Origin of the sequence: Polynucleobacter sp. VK25, assembly GCF_018687355.1 — a bacterium.
Classification (GTDB): Bacteria; Pseudomonadota; Gammaproteobacteria; order Burkholderiales; family Burkholderiaceae; genus Polynucleobacter.
The window spans coordinates 1,082,399-1,099,846 of sequence record NZ_CP061288.1 but is presented as its reverse complement, the minus strand read 5'-3'; the positions used below and the strand labels follow the sequence as shown (position 1 = coordinate 1,099,846).

Below are 17,448 nucleotides of genomic sequence, written 5' to 3'. Positions count from 1 at the left end.
CGGGTTTAATTATTTAACCCTAGAAATTACTTGCTCTAATTGTGAGGGCGGCAATGCTCCAGAAATTCTCTCAACTTCAGATCCATTTTTAAAGATAGCCAATGTGGGAATTGAGCGAATGTTGTACTGTTGACTGATTGCTGGATTCGCTTCCGTGTCGAGTTTGACATGGAGTATTTGTTCTCCATATTTAGCGGCGCTAGCCTGAAAGGTAGGTGCAAACATTTTGCAGGGTCCACACCAAGGCGCCCAAAAATCTACAATGACAGGCAACTTACTCTGAGTAAGGATTTCTTTTAGGCTTGCCTGGTCAGCTTCTATAGCTCCTAAAGCTAAACTTGATTTGCAAGCGCCGCAAATAGGTTTTTCATTTATCCGTTCAAGCGGCAGTCGATTAAATTTCTGACAATTTGGGCATTTAATAAGCATTACCAATCCCCTTTGCACTCTATTGGAGTCAAGTTAATTAATTTATATCATTTCCATTATCCGCTCTATTTGAGGCCTATTCAGCGGGCTATGGCAGTAAAGAGGATAATAAAAATACATCAAAAATAAGGAGTAATTAGATGTTGGACACACTCATTATGAGCAGGATCCAGTTTGGTGCAAATATTTCCTTCCATATTTTGTTCCCAACTATTTCGATTGCTTTAGGCTGGTTCCTCTTTTACTTCAAGATTCAACAAAACAGGACGGGGTTAGATTGCTGGAAAGAGGCATATCAGTTCTGGATCAAAATTTTTGCCTTAACATTTGCTTTGGGTGTCGTGAGCGGTATCACGATGAGTTTTCAGTTTGGAACAAACTGGCCTGGATACATGGAGACCGTTGGCAATATTGCCGGCCCATTATTGGCCTATGAAGTCCTAACTGCCTTTTTCCTTGAAGCAACTTTCTTGGGAGTCATGCTATTTGGCGCAAAGCGTGTTTCGCAAAGAGTGCATACATTAGCTACTTTTTTGGTGGCTTTTGGGACTAGTCTTTCAGCCTTTTGGATTATTGCTTTAAATTCATGGATGCAGACTCCGCAGGGTTTCATCATGATTGATGGCAGGGCGCATGCCGTTGATTGGATGGCTATCGTCTTTAATCCATCGATGCCTTATCGCCTCAGCCATATGATGTTGGCTTCATTTTTAACGGTATCGTTTTTTATTGCGGGTATTTCTGCTTACCGCTATTTACGTAATAGCCGCTCGGAAGCAAATTCAATGGTGATGAAAATAGCGCTTACTGCAGCCATGGTTTTAACGCCCATTCAAATTATGCTGGGGGATCTACATGGCCTAAATACCCTTCATCATCAACCTGCAAAGCTAGCTGCGATGGAGGGAATTTGGAATGGCGGTACTGGTGTGCCTGCAGTAATCTTTGGCATACCCAATAAACAAACTCGTACTAACGATTATGAGATCAGCATTCCGAAGTTGGCATCTTTTTACTTAACTCATAGTTGGGATGGTGAGGTCAAGGGATTAAATGACTTTGGAGATAAGATTCCGCCTGTTGCACCTGTATTTTTTGCTTTTAGAGTGATGGTTGGCGTTGGTGTCTTAATGCTCTTATTTTCATGGTTGGGACGTTGGCAGATGCGTCAAAATCGACCTCTCCCAAAGTTGATTGCCAAAGGTTTAGTGTTGATGACCTTTTCTGGTTGGGTTGCTGTCTTAGCCGGTTGGTATGTAACTGAAATTGGACGTCAACCATATTTGGTGACCGGAGTACTGACCACTGCGCAAGCTGCAACCACTTTGCCAACTAGCATGGTCTTTTCTACTCTTTTTGCTTACTTAACTCTATATGTGGGCTTGCTAGCTGCTTATATTTGGGTTGTCTTCTATCTGGCTCGCCAGGCTGACGATAAAGAAAGCCCCAAAATTCAACTTGAAAAGCAATCTGAAACTTCTTGGAGTCTTTTTAGGACTTAAGTTATGACCTCTATTGACTACACCCAAGCAACTATTTGGCTCCCGCTATTTTTCTTTGTCGCCATGGGATTTGCCATGCTGTCTTATGTGGTTCTGGACGGTTACGACTTAGGAATTGGAATGCTGCTCAATCGAGCATCAGACCATGACAAAGATATGATGATTGCATCGATTGGCCCTTTTTGGGATGCCAATGAAACTTGGATTGTTTTAGGTGTTGGCCTGCTACTTGTCGCATTTCCATTGGCTCATGGGCTGATACTTACTGAGCTCTATTTACCTGTAGCGGCAATGTTGATGGGGTTAATTCTTCGAGGCGTGTCATTTGACTTTAGGGTTAAGGTCAATATTGAACAAAAGCCGCTTTGGAATTTATTGTTTTATACCGGTAGTCTGATTGCTTCAGTCTCTCAGGGCATCATGATCGGCCGCCTGATCGTGGGGTTTGATTCAGGAATTTTGGGATGGGGTTTTTCACTGCTGGTTGGAATATGTTTACCAGCCGGTTACGTGCTGCTTGGGTCAACATGGCTGATTTTAAAAACAGAAGGACAACTTCAGCAGCAATCATTTCGATGGGCTAAAACCAGTTTATGGCTCACAGGATTTGGTATTGCATTGGTCTCGGCTGCCACGCCATACTTTAGCCCTGAAATCATGCATAAATGGTTTGCTTGGCCACAAATTCTTTGGCTCTCACCGGTGCCAATCGCAACCGCTATTTTATTTCTGCTCACAAATCACTCTATCCAATCATTAGAGCGGGGTGCTAGTAAGCTAGAGTGGTTGCCATTTGCCTTTGTTGTTGCGATATTTTGGCTGGCATTCTTTGGTATTGCTTATAGTATTTTTCCATATGTGATCATTGGCAAAATGACTTTGTGGCAAGCTGCTGCAGCCACTGAATCTCTATGGGTAATTTTTTGGGGGGCAATTATCGTACTCCCAACTATATTGGGGTATACGCTTTTTTCATATCGAATATTTAAGGGTAAGGCTAGTGCACTCACTTACTATTAGACCTGTTCACACCGTTTATTATTCATCTTATATATGACCTTGTACGTATATATATGTATACGTATATACGAATATACGCATATAACTGTATAAAGTAATTTGAAGATAAATCTATGATGAAGCCTGTAGATATAAAGATTGCGTGGCAAGGTCAGAGTGACTGTGGGTCATGCTCTATCAGAAACTCTGCTTTATTTGCAGAGTTAAACGAGGAAGACTTTTCGAAAATACACGCCCCAATTGATGATTTAAAGTATGAAGCTAATTCATTAATTTATTCCCAGAATGATTCAGCATCACATCTATTTACTCTGCGGGAGGGGTATATAAAGTTGCTTCATCTCAATCCAGATGGCTCCACGAGGATTGTGCGCGTTGTGACTCCTGGCGATTTATTTGGGATGGAAGCTTTATTAGGTGATCTTTACTCTCACTCTGCGACAGCTCTAACCAATATTCGTCTTTGCAGAATTCCTAAAAATATTATTTCTACCCTTGGTGAAGAGTCTCCACGCCTTCATCGTCAAATCGTTAAAAAATGGGGGGAGGCTTTATCGCAATCGGAGTCATGGTTCTCTGAGATTAATACCGGTAGGATCGAAGTTAGGCTTGCACGGTTTTTTCTAAAGCTAGCAAAGCCATCTGGTAATTCCGCAGTTGCGCCATTGTTTAAGCGCGAAGATATGGGGTTGATGATGGATGTAAAGTTTGAAACCATTAGTAGGGCCTTAGCATCCATGTCAGAGCAGGGACTCATATCAAATATTAGTAGGCTTACTGTCCAAGTCCCCAATATTGATACACTACGTGCTTTTTCAGAGCGCGGCCTTTAATTTTTGTGAAAAAGAAAGGCTGCCGAAGCAGCCTTGTAATGGCATTAATGCATATGCAGCAATTAAGCCTTCTTAGCGTAAGCAGAGCACCAGCCTTTGCCAGCAACTTTCTTGGTTCCAAATAAAGAACAGCCCCCAGTTGCATCGCCCGCTTTACCTTGGAACAAGGCGCAGTTATCGCACTCTTGACCAGCAGCATACTTTGCATACTTTGCTTTATCAACAGTTGTGGCAACCGCTTTGTAACCTAAAGCAGCGGCTTGTGGATCTGTTTCAGCAACCATTGCTTGAGCTTGAACTTTTCCGTTCAAAGCCAAGGTACAGGCACCAGCAGCAGACAAAATCATAAATTGACGACGGGTTGGTTTCATATATTTCTCCAGGTTAAATAATGCATTTATAAATAAGACTCAAAGCAACTAAAAAAGTAAAAACAGAAAATATTTGCTGAACTCTTGGGCCGCTAATATTTTTTTCTAAGACTTTGCCTATTAGCAGGCCCACTAGAGATCCAATGGCAAACGGAGCAGCAATCGAAAAATCTAAAATGCCTGACGCTAGCGATATTGCTGCACCCCCGGCAGAAACCATAGCAAGGACACCTAATGATGTAGCTACGATTGCCTTCATTGGAAGATCTGTAAACTTCTTAAGAGAGGGCACAATAATGAAGCCCCCACCAACTCCAAGTAATCCCGATAAGAAGCCCGCGCAGGCGCCAGCTAACATCAAAGATCTGGCGCAAGGCACTGTCCAAATTAATTTGCCAATTGACATATCGAGCTGGCATGGCGGCGGCTTAGTCAATTCGGGTGCTTTACCGGCAATCGTTTGAGTGGCCTGAATGAACATTCTGCCTGCGACGTAAATTAATACTCCACTAAACAGTAATAGCAGTGGTGTATTCGGAGCGCGTTGTGCAACCCATAAACCCACGGGTGAGAGGATAAGTCCAAAGAGCGCCATAAACAAGGCAGCCTTGTAACGCAGAACTTTGGCCCTTAAGCCAATGAGTGCACCGACCCCAGCAGACAGGGCGATTGCAGTTAGGGCAATGGGGCCGGCTTCCGAGATCGGCATGTGAAAGGCAAACACGAGCAGGGGCACTGAAAGAATGCCGCCCCCAGCTCCAGTAAGCCCCATCAGTACGCCAATGAATACTCCAAGCGCTGGAGCAATCAACATATTTTCCATTTGTTAATTTTCAAATGGACGAGCAAGCCACTCTCTACCTTTGAGCATGGCATTCCAATAAAGCCAAGGAAGCACATCTTTCTTTAAGATCCATGCAAGCTTAGTAGCCTTAAGTGGATTGATTAACCATGGGAATGTTGGCAGGAGTTTTCCGCCAAAACCAAATTCTGCAAGAACAATTTTTCCTCTCTCAACGGTAAGCGGGCAAGAGCCGTAACCATCGTATTTGAGTGGCATTGCTTGATGATGTTTGTGTGCTAATAAGTTCTCCGCAACTACAACAACTTGTTTTCTGGCGGCAGCAGCTGTTTTAGAGTTAGGTGATGAGCAGCAGTCGCCCAATCCAAATACATTTGGATAACGAGTATGTTGCAAAGTAAATTGATCAACTTCTACCCAGCCTGCTGAGTCAGCCAATGGACTGCCCTTAACACAGTCCTGTGGCCCCTGAGGAGGAACGACGTGTAGCATATCGAATGACTTTTCAACTTGTGTTGTATTGCCATCAGCATCTTTGACTGCAAAGGTCGCTTTCTTGTTGGGCCCATCAATTGAGATCAGATTGCAATTAAAATTTAATTGAGCGTTATATTTTTTTACATACTCCATTAAAGGTGGTACGAAGTCTGCAACACCGAATAAAGCTGCGCCAGCATTGTTTAGTTCCACTTCAATATTTTTGAGTTTTCCTTGTTGCTCCCATTCATAGCAAGATAAGTACATTGCCTTTTGTGGAGCACCAGGACATTTAATTGGCATCGGCGGTTGTGTGAAAATTGCCTTGCCTGATTTCATTTGCTTTACTAGCTCCCATGTGTAAGGGGAGTAGTCATAGCTATAGTTTGAAGTCACACCATTTTTACCAATGCTTTCTATCAAGCCTGGTATTGCATTCCAATTTGTTTTTAACCCTGTTGCTACTGCAAGATACTTATATTTAATTGGGTCTCCATACGAAACATTTACTTCATTCGCATCTGGGTTAAATCCAATAATTTTGTCTTTAATCCAAGTAACGCCTTTGGGTATGACATCTTTTGTATTTCTTTTGCTATTTCGAACATTAAACGCGCCTCCACCCACCAGAGTCCAAGAGGGTTGGTAGTAGTGATGCTCTGATGGCTCAATAACACCAATTTTTAGTGTTTGATCTCGGTTTTTTAGGCTTGCAGCCAGACCCAAGCCTGCCGCACCACCACCTGCAATTAACACGTCATATTCTGTATTTTGATGTTGATTACTCATCTTTGCGTACTTCCTTAGCCAATGGTTATAAAGGGATACTGCTTATATTACTTAAAGTAATATGTATATAATGATTAGTTATTATCATATTTTTACCAGCATTATTAAATAATTGCACCTAGAAATTTCACTTAGGCGAGATAGAGATGAACCCTGTTGTAAAAGGCTTTTTTGATAAAGATACCTGGACTGTGACTTATGTTGTTTATGAAAAACCAGGTTCTGCTTGCATCATCATTGATTCGGTTTTGGGCTATGACCCAAAATCAGGGCGTACACATACCAAAATGGCCGACGAGGTTATTGAGTTCATCAAAAAGAACAACCTCAAGACCGAATGGATTTTAGAAACCCATGCACACGCTGACCACGTTACTGCTGCTCCATATTTGAAGTCTAAATTAGGGGGTAGGGTAGCAATAGGCGATCATATTTCAATAGTGCAGGGTGTCTTCAAAGATATATTTAATTTGGAACATTCATTTGTGACCGATGGATCACAATTTGACCATTTGCTAAAGGATGACGAAGAGATTCATTTTGGCAATCTAAGTTTAAAGGCGTTATTTGTTCCGGGACATACACCTGCATGTATGGCATATCAGGTTGGCGACGCTATTTTCGTTGGTGATACGATGTTTATGCCTGATGTTGGTACTGCTCGCTGTGATTTCCCGGGTGGCGATGCCCATGTCTTGTATCAATCCATGAAAAAGCTTTTGAGTTATCCCCCGCAGACACGTTTATTTATGTGTCATGACTATCCTCCTAATGGTCGCCCAGTACAATTCGAAACTACCGTTGCGGAAGAAAAAAAATCCAACATTCATATGCATGATGGAATTTCTGAGGAGCAGTTTATTGAGATGCGTACAAAACGTGATGTGACTTTGGAAATGCCGGTCCTTATTCTTCCGGCAATACAAGTCAATATTCGAGCAGGTGTATTTCCTCCAAAAGAATCAAATGGAGTTTCCTATCTAAAGATCCCCGTTAATGGAGTCTAGCCCCTCATTCGGAGTGCGGTCTTACTTATAGATTTTTGATGATTTAAGCCTCGATAGCCTAAATAGCCGGCTATTCAACTCCATGCATACATGCGTAAATACGTATGTATGCATCTCTAAAAGTTAGCTAGTTTGATTTAGATCAAAATCTAGTTGGTTATTTCTAGATTTACTTGACTTTGACTGCATATTCAATAATATATATAAATATATATTATTAATTAATTAAATAAGGTCAAGCAAGATGACTAAAAAAGTAGAGCAGGTTAAACCGGCGCCGTATATGAAGCCACTTGTAGCGGGAATTCTTCTCGGAATGGTTCTTTTGGCAACTTTTGTTGTCACTGGCCATGGGCTTGGTGCTACAGGATTTACTACTCGCTTAACAGCTTGGGTTGGAATGTACGTTGCACCTGTAGCAACCAATGCAAATGACTACCTAGGTGGGATGGTTGAGGAGGGCAAGCCATTAAATGCATGGATTACTTGGCAAGTGATTGGCGTAGCTCTTGGAGCGCTTACTTCTGCATTTTTTGCGCACAGAATTCAATTCAAGATGGATGGAGCAAAGTTTTTAGGTGGATCTAAGCGTCCATGGACAGCTCTTTTTGGTGGCGTGCTTGCAGGTTTTGGTGCAAGGATTGCAGCTGGCTGTACTAGCGGCCTTGGTTTATCTGGTGCGGCAGTTCTGAGTTTGGCCGGTTTTACTTTCCTAGGAACATTCTTTGCGGTAGGTTTATTGACAAGCCGCTTCTTGAAAGAGGTGAAATAAGATGAGTGAAATTCTCTCTGGGCTTCTATTGGGTGGTGCTTTTGGCTATGTCTTGGAACGCGCCGGATTCGGTAATCCTAATAAGTTGACTGGCCAATTTCGCTTAACAGATTGGTCTGTGTTTAAGGTGATGTTCACCGCCATTGTGTTTGCTGCTGTTGGCCTTTTATTTTTGGAGCGGGTGGGCTATGTAGATGCTGGTAATTTATTTGTACCACCTGCATTTTTAGGCGCTGCCGCTCTTGGTGGAGCATTTGTTGGTGCAGGCTTTGCAATTGGTGGATATTGCCCTGGAACCTCAGTCGTCGGTTTGATGTCTGGACGCATTGATGCGGCCATATTTTTGCTTGGCTTATTGTTAGGGACCGTATTGTTTGCTGGCATCTATCCAAGCATCGAGTTTTTGACGACTTTGGGTGAATATGCAAAAGCAGATTCATTGCCTGACGTATTCCACATATCCGGTATATCAATCGATGTTGGCTTGATTATTGCGGCCGTCGGAGTATTTATCTTGGGTTCTTGGATGGAGAAGAAGTCCAAAGGCCCGGTTAGTTCCCAGGTTTAATCAATTAAAAGGAAAGTTATGTCTAAGAAATCAACAGTAGCTGCGTTGGCAATGGCTTTAGCTGGTTTGGCGGCTGCGCCATTGGCACATTCAGCAGATGCCCCTGCTAATCCATCAGGCGCAGAGCAGAAGAACCCCTGCGGTCCTAAAAAAGAGTCGGCAAATCCTTGCGGCCCTGCAAAGAAAAAAGCAGCTAACCCATGTGGCCCTGCAAATCCTTGCGGCCCTAAAAAGCGTAAAGCTGCAGAGTAATTAAATATATATGCTTACTCAATCTAATCTCTGGTTGGCCGCACAAGCGCTAGCAAATATTCAGATGCGATATGCCGAAACCGGGCGCACCTTGAATGAGGCTGCTTTATGTGGCGCCAAGGATTTTATTGAGTGGCAGCACTATCCAAGTAATGATCTTGTGGATGAGCATAGTGGTTATGAGTTCTACTACCATGCGCATTCTGTAAATGAAATGCCTAATGGTGAGCATGGCCATTTTCATGTAATTAAACGTGATGCAAATATCTTTCATCATCTTATTGGCATTTCTTTAGACCAGAAGGGTTTGCCAGTTCGCTTATTTACCACTAACCAGTGGGTTACCGGCGAAGAGATGGCTAATTCGGACATTGTCATCAAACTCACTAAAGAGTTTCAAGTGGCCACAAAAGGTCGTATGGCTCCAGTAAGCAATTGGATTAGCGCCTTAATTCAATTATTTGCTGCAGAGATTGAGGGTTTGCTTTTGGAGCGAGATCAAAAGATTGCTCGACTGGTGGAAGAGCATGGCAATCGTGAGCTGGTATTGAACTCAAAAAAGCATCATGTTTTAACGGAATGCAAGATTGATTTAATGAGTCGTCTTTCAGACAATTTGTTAGTTGTAAATTCATAAGGGAGTAGAGATGAAAAAAATTCAATGGCTTTTAGCATTTGTCCTAACCGGCCTGGTGAGCCTAGTTCAGGCAATCACTTTGCCTGGTCCTGTAGTCAGTGCCGATTGGTTGTCCAATAATCTATCTGATGTGCAGGTAATTGAAGTCAGAACAGATTTGGCAAGCTACCTCAGAAACCCTGAATTTGATACCGACAAAAAGACAGGTAAGAAATTCCTTGTAGAGGTTGGTGGCCATATTACTAATTCCACTCTCCTAGATTTTAAGAAGGTGCGTGTAGAGCGTCTGGTTGATGGAAAAAAGATCAAGTTTCTGATTCCTGAAAAAGCAGATTTTGAGAAGTTGGTTCAATCCTTAGGCATCAACTCTGATAAGCCAATTGTGCTCGTACCTATTGGGCAGGATATGTCCGATATCGACGAGGCATTAAGAGCTTATTGGTCATTTAAGGTGTATGGCGAAGATCAAGTAGCCGTATTAGATGGTGGAATTGCTGGTTGGCTTGGTGAAGGACGTGAATATGTAACTACCAATGCTCAAAAGGCAACCGGTAATTGGTCTGCGAAAGCATATCGCAAAGAATTAATCGCCAGTTCAGATGATGTGGCTGCTGCGTCTAAAGCAGGCAAGCCACAATTATTGGATGCGCGTCAGCCTGCTCAATATTTGGGCCTTGCAAAACGGCCGGATGTATTGACCTTCGGTCATATTGCTGGTTCAAAAGAGTTAGCACCTGAGTTATTGGCAAAGCCAAGCAATGGCGCATTATATTTCTGGCAAAAGAATACCTACGATGCATTGATGGCGGCCAATGGTTTAAGTGTTAAAGGACCAACAATTGCCTATTGCAATACTGGCCACTTAGCGGCTGGTGGTTGGTTTGTTATGTCAGAGCTAGTAGGCAATAAATCTACTAAGTTATACGATGGCTCTTTATACCTTTGGACTTTAGAAGGTCGTCCATTGGTTGGTGTGCCGCTGAATTAAGAGAAGGTCCGCTATGCCCGTTATTAAAACCAATATTAATCTAAAGAAGATGCAGTCATCGGCAGATGATGCTTGTCGCTTGATGAAAGTACTCTCAAATAGAGATCGAATGATGTTGTTGTGTCAAATAAGTCAGGGTGAAATGTGCGTTAGTGAGCTTGAGGAATGTTTAGACATTCATCAGCCTACCTTATCCCAGCAACTCACCGTCCTTAGAAATGAAGAGCTAGTCAATACCAGGAGAGAGGGCAAACAAATTTACTATTCGCTTTCCAGTCGAGTGGCCCTGGAAGTGATGAATGTGCTTTATCAAAATTACTGTAGTAAATAACCAAAAGGAGTCTTAATATGAAATGCAATGTCGGAGGTGTAGATCGAGTATTACGTATAGCGGTAGGCTTGGTATTGATTGGTCTAGCTGCATCTGGAACCGTGGGTGTATGGGGTTGGATTGGTATTGTGCCCCTAGTAACTGGTTTATTTAAATTTTGCCCAGCTTACACGTTACTTGGAGTCAATACCGGGAAAAATTGTAGTTAATATAAAGTCTTTTAGCTTTAATAAGATGTAGAAAATCGTGTGCAATATTCTTATATACAAATATACGTATATATGCATATTTACCTTGCCTTATTCATAGCTTGAGCAGAATAGAAAAGCCAGCCCTTTGGGGGTTGGTTTTTTTGCGTCAGGTATCTGGGTTTATTGCGGAGGAATGCTCCGCTTAACATCTAATGGCCACAATGGTTTGCGCCAGACGTGGGCATAGTTACCAAAGTTTGTTACCAAGACGACAAAATTTGCTTAAAGATCCTGATTGAATCTTCCCTGTTGTATCGATGGCAGGGGGTATCCCCTTGTTAATTTTCCAGATGCCGACCCCCACCCACCCGGCACCCCCCATTTTTGAAATGGGTCCCATCTAGGTCACCCTTACACATTAATCTGCTCAAACGATCGGCAATTTTTGCAAATCTTGTCTAGTCTTCTAGGGTTTTAATAATGGCAATCGCGAGTTGAGTCTCATCGGAGAGGTTAAGTCGGAGGTAGGAATTTGGGCGCCGTCCTCTAGTTTTGGCTCCATTAAATAGATTTACATGGTCACCAATATCTCTTAAGTAAAGTAGGGTGGCGCTACGCTTACTTCGTTCTTCGCGTTCTTGCCTGGATTCGCCTTTATTTCTATATTGCGGATGATCCGCGCCTCGTAAGACTTTACGTTTTCCAACAATTCCGCCGTGTAGGCGACACCGATTAGCTTTGCTACTTCGTACGGGCATATTCAAACAAGGTAAGCCAGTGCGTTTGCACTTGGCGCCGCAAAGAGGGCGCTTCGAATATTTAAAGGACGGTAGCGGCATGTCTAGTATTTGACAGATATTTACACTGTAATAACCCCCTCAAAGGAAGGCTCAAAAATATTAAACCCTCAACCTCTTGCAAAGGAAGTGTAGATTTCACCCAAGTGCACGCGTAACGCACGATGGAGGGCGCCAAACTGTGTGGGCGCAACCCTTTACGTATAGAGCTTTGGTGGTTATCACACACATCGCACACTTTATTTATATATAAATAACTAATAAATAAGAGCCATTGGAATGCTGGAGCTGAAATGCCATTTGAAAGATTTGCATTTTGTGTGTGCGATCCATGCGAACTTCGGTAAGTCGTTGGATTAACTGAGATTATGCTCACACACATGATTAAAAAATGGTTTCTTTATAGTGGCGAGCGATCTCAGTTTCACTCATAAAGCTATATGTATTAAACCTCTCAGCGGTGGTGAATAAACCTTTCCGAGATCCATTGTCAAATTTTGCTTTTTTGACAAGCTTCTTATAGCCCATGCGTTTGAGTATCGTCGCCACCGTCTTGCCAGAACATTTAGAAGGTCGAGACCCACAGTTGTAGTGCGCCGCCAGGCTTTCGGTGCTGATAAGGTCGTGATTTTTGGCCTGCGCCTTAAGAAGGGCGTTTTCAACCCATTGCTCAAGGTCTGATTTGTTGCTATCGAGCATGCTCATCTTGGACTGGCTCATTGGTGCTGGGGCAGTGGGATCAAATGAACTGGTATCAAGGCTCAGTAAGTGGTCCATCAAGGCGGACTTGCCCCCATTCTTTATCCATTCCACAAACCTTTTGCGAATTTCATCTGGTAGCTTCTTATCTGGCCCTTCAGCCACAAAAAACCGTCTGTCTTTATTGTTAAGGTAAACGGCATCAGGGTGATTACTCAAGAACACATATTTAATGAGATTAGGTTCTGAAAACTTAGGCGTATTTTTGACATTGATGTTGTTTTCGGTAGCGGTGATCCAACCTTTAATACGGTCTGCGGTACTACGTTTATCCGCGCTTGATACTTCATCAGCGATTACAAACACTTTTTGAGATTGCCACTCGGTAAATTGGTCGCTAAATACCTCGTTACCAACAACTTTAAAATGCCTTGCATTAAAAAGGCTTCCAATGGTCTCGAATAACAATCCTTTACCAACGCCTTCCTCAATTGACCAAACTACGAGCGAGACGAGGAACTTGGTTCCTGGCTCTTGAATCATCTTGGCTAGCCACTTGACACAGTACTCACGCTCTTGAGTATTTGGTAATACAAACTGAATTAGCTCTAGAAAGGGGGCTACGTTCCCTGGGCTTGGTACAGTGGTGAAGCCGCGCCAAGTATTGAGCGAGCCATCATTCAGTGTGGCTGGTTTGCCTGGGGCAAGAATAAGTCGAGTAACACTCCTTCTCTTTGGGCTTTTAAGCCAACCCCTACCTAACGTAGTCGCCTTAGCATCTTCGCTAGATTTGTAGGAAACATTGTCGTAGTGCATGCAAAACTTCGGTGCTGGCACATATAAGCCGTTTTTAATGTCGTAGATTTCCCGTGTAAAGTTATCCCAAGCGTAGTCTTGATTAACAATGTCAATCGCATCTGGTGGGGGAGTGACCTCTTCTTCGCTTACCCAGGCATTCTCTTTCCTTTCAGTCTGTAGCGGAGTGCCTTTGATCTGAGACCAAAAGGCATCGATTTTTTCCTGAGTGATTTCTTCATCTCTGGCATAGGAGTTCTGGCGGATATTAGCCCAGTAGCGGTCTTGGGTACGGTCATTATTCTTGGATCCAAATTTCCAGTCTGTCAGCAGTGCTCTGATTTGCTCCATATTGAACCCACCGCGAATCAATGAGGTAGCCATACCCATATCCATCGCTGAGCCTGACTTATCAATAAGACCATCAGTGCTGCCTAGATATCGTGCCTTAGCACTGGGGTTGGTCTCCAGGAATAACTCAAAGCGATTCCGTAACTTTTCCGTGATCTCAATCTTCGCAATAGGCTGAGTTGGGTTAGTGCCTTTGGTTTTGGCATAGTACTCAGCTCTAGCTTGCTCGATTAATTCTGGCGATATTGTTAAGGCTGCTTGGATTGATTCCAAGGTGTATTCCTTCTCTGAGCAATAAATAATCTTAGCTACCGAAGGGGTGCTTGGATAGCCTTTATCCATTTTTGACTGACTAGGATAATTAAGTGTTCCAGGGAGTCTCAGGATTCGACTGCAATCTTGTGTTGAGTCAGCATTCCAACGCTTAGCAACCGCACGGTTCACAATTTCAAACCGCTCCTTGGCTTCTTGGTTGCTGATATCTAGCGTAGGCGCTAATCGATAAAGAACCTGGAGCCCATTACCAGAGTCAATGATGATTGATGCGTGCTCGGATAGGCTGGGAACTAGGTTCTTTAGATAAAGCTTGGCTTGTTCATAAGAACAAAATTGCTTAATATCGGGATCAATATCCGCCCAGGCAAAGCGCGCTGATTTCACATCATTTTTAGACAGTCGTTTATTAACTGCATCGCTGATGTTGGTGTGGAAATAGCAGTTCCGCCCCTTGGCATTTGCATCCGAAACCCAGGCTTCCGCCTGAGCTGCCTGCTCTGGCATCACAAAAGTTTTACACGGTACCGAGCTTTGCTTGTCCATAGGGTCGATTGTTGCTAGCGTTAACTGGCCCATTGGAATGAGTTCAGCAATTTGCATAGACAGGATAGGGGTATCGGTAATCATGTTCATGAACTTGCTCCTTGATCCCCAGTATTAAATTCCGTAATCGCTGGAAAATTCGATTCAATATCTCTTAGCAACTGGTCTAGTTCTACCGATACAGGATGTGATTCTCCAGATGAGTAGGTGATATACAAATTGGGATCTATAGAAAGCGAGCTGTAATTAAGCCAATTTTTCTCGCTTGATGATTCCAGTAGGCAAACTTGGGTGGACCCCTTTGTGCGAAGTGCAATTACGGATACACATGCAAGAGTATTGTCGGATCTAACGGGTTGAAGCATTGTGAATTCATCAAGATCAACCTCGCCCTTTGGCGATATGTATTTGGTTTCAGTTATTAAATCGACGCTATCGGAATTACGGTAGCTTTGCTCGTAAGTATTTATCTTTATAGCGACGACTGGAATTGGCTGAATCATTTTGCATATGCTGGGGTCAGTCCCTTTGTCCTGCCAATATTCAATTGCAATCAGCTCAATAGGTTCGGCTGGGGTAATAACAGAAGATTTGTGAAGGGTTCTCATGCAGCTACCCCTTTCTCTGCTTGGAAGTGGCTTTCGATCCAATCATCTACGTCCGATTCCTTCCACACGCAAATGCCACCAATCCTCGTAGGAGCTACGAACTCTTGTCTGGCTACTTTTAGCCAAATTGTGCTTTTAGCAAGCGTTGTCTTTTTTGATACCTCGGCTATCCGAAGCAGTTGTACAAAGCGTTTCATTTGTGTTCCTTTCTTAATGTTTAAACACAAATGAATTTTTTCAGTCAATCAATAGACTGTCGATTCAAGACTTAAGTCATGAAGATTTTTTTGATCTGGCTGTTTTTCCTGTAGCTTTTTTAAAGAATGCGCGCTCACTCTGATCTAGCCAATTACCATCGCGCTCAGCTGCCTTCTCCTCGAGAATCTTCTTTTGTTTTGCTTTGCTAAGCTTTTTCTCTGCAGCAGTAAGACGTGGGTTTGGGACGTGCAACGGTTTAGGGTAACTCCTTTTCAGTTCATTAAAGTACTTATGGTATTCATATCCAGTAATGGTTGTTACACCCTTGAGCGCTATTTTTAAACACTCATGCCTCCGAGCATTATCTTTATCCTTATTACTCAGAACGGCTGCCTGTCTTTTCCTGCTGTTTGCGCCTCTAGCGTATTCAACCCCTTCGATATAGTTCTCTAAATAGCTAATTAGCCTTTGATTGATAGAGGCATATCCTTTTTCAATCATCAAATCAACCTCAACTTTTGCTAACTGGTTGCGAAGCGTACTTGCACTTTTCTTTGAGTGTATTTTTTCTTGCTCATTAATTAATTTTGCCATCCGTTTGGGTGAAAGATATTGCCCAAATTCTGCAAGCCCTTCATCTACATCGAAGTTGACAATTTTTAAGTATTCAAGTCTTTTTAGTTGTATATCTGTATCAAGATTATTGCCCGATGGATTATTTGTTTTGGCAGTAAGATCTTTTTCCAGTTTCCTGAGGAATTTTCTTGCCCCTATAGCAGCTTTCAAATTTAAAGGTTTCGTGCTCATCATCAACTCCTCATGTTGCTTTAAGTTCAATTAGATTGCTCGATATGGGGCAGCTGCAGTAGCTATCCCAATCGCTTAATAGTAAACGTCTCTTTTCAAGAAGATCTTTTCGTCGATACGCTCTTTCTACGGTATTGGTTATTGTGTGGGCTAGGGCCATTTCAGCCACTTCGGAGGGGTGATTTGTTTCCTCGGATACCCAATCCCTGAACGAGGATCTAAATCCATGCACGGTTGCATCTAACTTTGCGCGGCGGAGCATCATGGGCATTGCCATATTAGTAAGTTTTTTGCCTTTAACCGAGAAGAGATACTTACTTTCGCCATCCATTGCTTTTGCAATAGCCAATATATCTAGAGATCTTTGGCATAGCGGAACACGATGCTCTTTACGGGCTTTCATCCTTGAGGCCGGGATAGTCCAGATATCACCCATTACTTCCGATCTAAGTCCGTCAATTACCTCACCAGTCCTGGATGCGTTAAGTATTGTGAACTCTAGGGCTAGAGAAGCCATTGTGGTCATTTCGCGAAGATTCGCTATTAGCTCGGGTACTTGGCGGTAAGGTAGCGCTTTATGGTGGACAACCTTTTTGACCTTATTGGGCGCAGGCAAAATGGTCTGAAGGTAGTTTTTCCATTGGGCGGGGTTGATCCCAGACCGAAGCTTACGGGTTGTCGCAGCGGCTAGAACCCACTCAAGCCGACCCCTCAGTCTAGAGGCCGTCTCAGTCTTTGTTGTCCATATTGGCGTAAGAATCTCAAGTACGTCCTCCATGGTTATTTCATCCAGATGCTTATCTCCAATAATAGGGTAGGCAAATTCCTCCAGCGTGTATTCCCATTGGTCTCCATGCTTTTGGTTCGTCCATTCAGCGCGCTTCGTTTTAATGCACTCAGCAGCAAATTCTCTGAAGGTTATTTTTTGGGCCTGAACCTGCTCAGACTGCTTCTTAGCAGCGTTTTTAATATCCATTGGGTTGACGCCGCTATCTATCTGGTCGCGGAGCTGTTGTGCCTTAATCCTAGCCTCTGATATGGATAGCGAGGGGAAGGAGCCCAAGCATATATTGTGCTGCTTATTGTTGTAGTTGTACCTAAAGATTGCGTATTTAGTGCCATTTAGTTTTACCCAAATATGCAGGCCTTTAACTAGTGCGTCCGTATAACGCCCTGGGGTCTTGAGATTTTTGACTGTCTGGTAGTCGAGCTTAATTGTCATATTGTCACCATTGGTTACCAAAGTTTGTTACCAAAATCCGCCCTTGGAATGGGGTGGATCACCTTAGACTTCAATGTATGACTTCAGACGTTTTTCACGAATTCATGACTTAAGTTATGAATATTTATGTTTTTAGATCAACCAGTTAGCGATTCCATAGGTATCTAGGACAAGCTATTGACG

20 protein-coding genes are annotated in these 17,448 nt (G+C 43.0%); 11 read left to right on the top strand and 9 right to left on the bottom strand.

Annotation, left to right across the window (positions count from 1 at the left end):
* Window positions 1-9: 9 nt before the first annotated feature.
* Window positions 10-429: a thioredoxin TrxC gene (trxC, locus tag AOC21_RS05675; protein WP_251370939.1), complete on the bottom strand. Its 420-nt coding sequence runs from the start codon at window positions 427-429 to the stop codon at window positions 10-12.
* Window positions 430-587: 158 nt separating this feature from the next.
* Here trxC and AOC21_RS05670 point away from each other — a divergent pair, with 158 nt between their 5' ends.
* The 3 genes from AOC21_RS05670 (at window position 588) to AOC21_RS05660 (ending at window position 3,784) form a co-directional block, all read left to right on the top strand.
* Complete coding sequence (locus AOC21_RS05670; RefSeq protein ID WP_371817780.1) at window positions 588-1,931, top strand: cytochrome ubiquinol oxidase subunit I; 1,344 nt, start codon at window positions 588-590, stop codon at window positions 1,929-1,931.
* A 3-nt stretch (window positions 1,932-1,934) separates the two neighbouring features.
* A complete protein-coding gene (locus AOC21_RS05665) occupies window positions 1,935-2,951 on the top strand; it encodes a cytochrome d ubiquinol oxidase subunit II (protein WP_215309800.1) in 1,017 nt (338 codons plus the stop codon).
* Between the two features lie 113 nt (window positions 2,952-3,064).
* Complete coding sequence (locus tag AOC21_RS05660) at window positions 3,065-3,784, top strand: Crp/Fnr family transcriptional regulator (protein ID WP_251370902.1); 720 nt, start codon at window positions 3,065-3,067, stop codon at window positions 3,782-3,784.
* A 62-nt stretch (window positions 3,785-3,846) separates the two neighbouring features.
* Here AOC21_RS05660 and AOC21_RS05655 read toward each other — a convergent pair whose 3' ends face one another.
* Genes AOC21_RS05655 through AOC21_RS05645 form a run of 3 tightly spaced genes read right to left on the bottom strand, consistent with a single transcriptional unit; the run spans window position 3,847 to window position 6,223 of the window.
* Window positions 3,847-4,155, bottom strand: a complete 309-nt coding sequence (locus tag AOC21_RS05655) for a high-potential iron-sulfur protein (RefSeq protein ID WP_215309802.1) — start codon at window positions 4,153-4,155, stop codon at window positions 3,847-3,849.
* Between the two features lie 13 nt (window positions 4,156-4,168).
* On the bottom strand, window positions 4,169-4,978 hold the full coding sequence (locus AOC21_RS05650) for a sulfite exporter TauE/SafE family protein (RefSeq protein WP_215309804.1): 810 nt from the start codon (window positions 4,976-4,978) through the stop codon (window positions 4,169-4,171).
* Between the two features lie 3 nt (window positions 4,979-4,981).
* A complete protein-coding gene (locus AOC21_RS05645; protein ID WP_215309806.1) occupies window positions 4,982-6,223 on the bottom strand; it encodes an FAD/NAD(P)-binding oxidoreductase in 1,242 nt (413 codons plus the stop codon).
* A gap of 146 nt (window positions 6,224-6,369) precedes the next feature.
* On the opposite strand from AOC21_RS05645, the gene AOC21_RS05640 reads away from it, so the two are divergent.
* From AOC21_RS05640 to AOC21_RS05605, 8 genes are all read left to right on the top strand, one after another.
* On the top strand, window positions 6,370-7,230 hold the full coding sequence (locus AOC21_RS05640; protein ID WP_215391056.1) for an MBL fold metallo-hydrolase: 861 nt from the start codon (window positions 6,370-6,372) through the stop codon (window positions 7,228-7,230).
* Between the two features lie 244 nt (window positions 7,231-7,474).
* The gene (locus AOC21_RS05635) at window positions 7,475-8,002 is read left to right on the top strand and encodes a YeeE/YedE thiosulfate transporter family protein (RefSeq protein ID WP_215391055.1); all 528 of its coding nucleotides are present in this window, start codon (window positions 7,475-7,477) and stop codon (window positions 8,000-8,002) included.
* A 1-nt stretch (window position 8,003) separates the two neighbouring features.
* The gene (locus AOC21_RS05630; protein ID WP_215391054.1) at window positions 8,004-8,570 is read left to right on the top strand and encodes a DUF6691 family protein; all 567 of its coding nucleotides are present in this window, start codon (window positions 8,004-8,006) and stop codon (window positions 8,568-8,570) included.
* An 18-nt stretch (window positions 8,571-8,588) separates the two neighbouring features.
* Window positions 8,589-8,822: a hypothetical protein gene (locus tag AOC21_RS05625; protein ID WP_215321932.1), complete on the top strand. Its 234-nt coding sequence runs from the start codon at window positions 8,589-8,591 to the stop codon at window positions 8,820-8,822.
* Between the two features lie 10 nt (window positions 8,823-8,832).
* Entirely contained in the window at window positions 8,833-9,459 is a 627-nt protein-coding gene (locus AOC21_RS05620) for a hypothetical protein (protein ID WP_215391053.1), read from the top strand.
* 10 nt (window positions 9,460-9,469) lie between these two features.
* On the top strand, window positions 9,470-10,447 hold the full coding sequence (locus AOC21_RS05615) for a sulfurtransferase (RefSeq protein WP_215391052.1): 978 nt from the start codon (window positions 9,470-9,472) through the stop codon (window positions 10,445-10,447).
* Window positions 10,448-10,460: 13 nt separating this feature from the next.
* Window positions 10,461-10,778: a metalloregulator ArsR/SmtB family transcription factor gene (locus AOC21_RS05610; RefSeq protein ID WP_215309818.1), complete on the top strand. Its 318-nt coding sequence runs from the start codon at window positions 10,461-10,463 to the stop codon at window positions 10,776-10,778.
* A 17-nt stretch (window positions 10,779-10,795) separates the two neighbouring features.
* Window positions 10,796-10,987 (top strand): DUF2892 domain-containing protein, encoded by a 192-nt coding sequence (locus AOC21_RS05605; protein WP_215309820.1) that lies wholly within the window; start codon window positions 10,796-10,798, stop codon window positions 10,985-10,987.
* A gap of 1,163 nt (window positions 10,988-12,150) precedes the next feature.
* Here the strand turns inward: AOC21_RS05605 and AOC21_RS05600 are convergent.
* The 5 genes from AOC21_RS05600 to AOC21_RS05580 all read right to left on the bottom strand — a co-directional run bounded on the left by AOC21_RS05600 (window position 12,151) and on the right by AOC21_RS05580 (window position 17,265).
* Window positions 12,151-14,520: a primase-helicase family protein gene (locus AOC21_RS05600; RefSeq protein ID WP_215391051.1), complete on the bottom strand. Its 2,370-nt coding sequence runs from the start codon at window positions 14,518-14,520 to the stop codon at window positions 12,151-12,153.
* Entirely contained in the window at window positions 14,517-15,038 is a 522-nt protein-coding gene (locus AOC21_RS05595) for a hypothetical protein (RefSeq protein ID WP_215391050.1), read from the bottom strand. The genes AOC21_RS05600 and AOC21_RS05595 overlap by 4 nt, the downstream gene beginning before the upstream one ends.
* Window positions 15,035-15,235: an AlpA family transcriptional regulator gene (locus tag AOC21_RS05590; protein ID WP_215391049.1), complete on the bottom strand. Its 201-nt coding sequence runs from the start codon at window positions 15,233-15,235 to the stop codon at window positions 15,035-15,037. Before AOC21_RS05590 ends, AOC21_RS05595 begins: the two co-directional genes overlap by 4 nt.
* Window positions 15,236-15,311: 76 nt before the next feature.
* Window positions 15,312-16,043: a hypothetical protein gene (locus tag AOC21_RS05585; protein ID WP_215391048.1), complete on the bottom strand. Its 732-nt coding sequence runs from the start codon at window positions 16,041-16,043 to the stop codon at window positions 15,312-15,314.
* A gap of 10 nt (window positions 16,044-16,053) precedes the next feature.
* Entirely contained in the window at window positions 16,054-17,265 is a 1,212-nt protein-coding gene (locus tag AOC21_RS05580) for a site-specific integrase (protein ID WP_215391047.1), read from the bottom strand.
* Window positions 17,266-17,448: the final 183 nt, after the last annotated feature.